The 1,964-nt window shown below is 25.5% G+C and carries 2 protein-coding genes; one reads left to right on the forward strand and one right to left on the reverse strand.

Features of this window, described 5'->3' with window-relative positions; genetic code table 11:
- Positions 1-34: 34 nt before the first annotated feature.
- Positions 35-1,240 (reverse strand): MGDG synthase family glycosyltransferase, encoded by a 1,206-nt coding sequence (locus tag BN899_RS18025; RefSeq protein WP_042278382.1) that lies wholly within the window; start codon positions 1,238-1,240, stop codon positions 35-37.
- A 186-nt stretch (positions 1,241-1,426) separates the two neighbouring features.
- On the opposite strand from BN899_RS18025, the gene BN899_RS18030 reads away from it, so the two are divergent.
- Positions 1,427-1,657 carry a glutaredoxin family protein gene (locus BN899_RS18030; RefSeq protein ID WP_042278384.1) on the forward strand — a complete coding sequence of 77 codons (231 nt, stop codon included), beginning with the start codon at positions 1,427-1,429 and terminating at the stop codon, positions 1,655-1,657.
- Positions 1,658-1,964: the final 307 nt, after the last annotated feature.

A 1,964-nucleotide genomic window follows, 5' to 3' on the forward strand; every position in this document is an offset into this window, starting at 1 on the left:
AGGTATATTGCTTTTTTATTTATATAAAGTTAATTTACTTTTCATTAGATAAAATATCTACTACTAAATTAGCAATATTTTGAGAAGAATTAAATTTCCTTATAGATCTTATATTACGCTTAAGCATATCTAATCTAGATGGGTCATCAATAAGAACTTTTAATAAAACAGATAAATTATATTTTTTAGTAGTTCTAAGAACAGCTCCACAGTTAGATAAGAAATCTAAATTTTCTTCTTCTTGACCAGGTATGTAGTAAGGAACTATCATAGGAACATCTTTAAGCAAAGATTCCGTAGTAGTAAGACCACCTGGCTTAGATACTAATACATCTACAGAAGCTAGGATATCATTCATCTTATTTGTAAATCCTAGTACTTTAACAGTTTTATCATGAAAATGTTGAGACAATCCTTTTTCTATTTTTTCACGAAGGCTTTCATTTCTTCCGGTTATAACTAATATTTGGAAATCTCTGTCTATTTCCATAAGTTCGGCTAGAGTTTCCTTTATATTTCCTGCTCCAAAACTTCCACCCATAAGTAAAACAGTTAATTTGTCAGGATATAGACCTAATTCTTCTAAAACCGTTTCTCTATCTCTGTGAGATAAAAATGATTTTTCAACAGGAATTCCAAATGCTTTAACTTTATTACTTTCTACACCCTCAAATACAAGTAGTTCCTTTACATATTCATGCCCAACAATATAATAGTCTATTTCATTTTGTATCCATGTTGAGTGAGTAGTATAATCTGTTAATACAGAAATCATAGGTGGAACACTAAGGTCAACATATTTTTTATGGAAAGTATCACTTAAATTAAGGTTATGTACATCCATATTAGTATATTTTTTTAATGTACTAAGTGCAATCATAGGGAATGGGTGAGTACCTATAATTAAATCTGGTTGTGAATCATTAAGAAGCTTTTTAAATTTTTGAGCCATAAGAGAAGTAAGTAAATTTCCCTTAAACTCATTTTTTGATACTAAGCTACTCTCAGAAAATCTATATACACTACCATAAGCTTTAGGAGTATATATAGCCGATTTTTCATAGCCTCTAGATATTATTTTATCCATTGTATTATTAACTAATTTTAAACTATCTATTATTTCGCATTCTACTGTCTCGTTATCAATAGTTTTACTTTCTAATTCTTCTTTAATAGCTCGAGCAGCCCTATTATGACCTCCTCCAGTGGAAGCAGACATAATTAAAATCTTTTTGCTCATATTAAAATCCTCCTAAAATGTAGAGTTATATTGAACAATAACATAATTTTATGTATTATTAATTATACTTTAAAAACTTAAACTATTATATAACTATATTATTTACTAATAATAAGTTAATAATAATCTAATACAATATAAAAAAAATACAAGTATTTAAATGCTAAGATTTGGAAGGTAGATATAATGAAAAAAGTAGAAATATATACAAGTGATTCATGCATACAGTGCATAAAAGCAAAAGAATATTTAAAATTAAACAATATTGAATATATAGAATATAATATATCTAAAAGCTCAGAAGCTAGAAAAGAATTAATACGTATGGGGTATATGTCTATTCCTGTTATGATAATAGATGGTGAACATGTGTTAGGATTTGACTTAAATAGAATGAAGTCTTTATTAGGTATGTAATTAAACTTTAAATAAATCAATATAAAGAATAGTACATGTTATGGTAAATATAAATTATAGAACGTATTATTTTTTATATTGATAAAAAAGTATGTTATTAAAGTAAATAGTAAATCAAAAAAATAATTACAGAAATAAATGTGAATAAAAAAATAAAGTATTACACAATATAAGCTAGAACTAAGGAAAATAGCGATTAAAAATAAATTATATAAAAAAATTTAAAAAACTTTATAAAAAGTGTTGACGATATAAAATTAAGATGATATAGTATTACTTGTCCTTAAGAAAAGGGCAAACAAATAAA

Source organism: Faecalimicrobium dakarense, assembly GCF_000499525.1.
Taxonomy (GTDB): Bacteria; Bacillota; Clostridia; order Peptostreptococcales; family Peptostreptococcaceae; genus Faecalimicrobium; species Faecalimicrobium dakarense.

What these genes read in the sequence shown, in the direction of transcription:
- BN899_RS18025 (WP_042278382.1), bottom strand. Translation starts at nt 1,240, where the DNA reads ATGAGCAAAAAGATTTTAATTATGTCTGCTTCCACTGGAGGAGGTCAT.
- BN899_RS18030 (WP_042278384.1), top strand. Translation starts at nt 1,427, where the DNA reads ATGAAAAAAGTAGAAATATATACAAGTGATTCATGCATACAGTGCATA.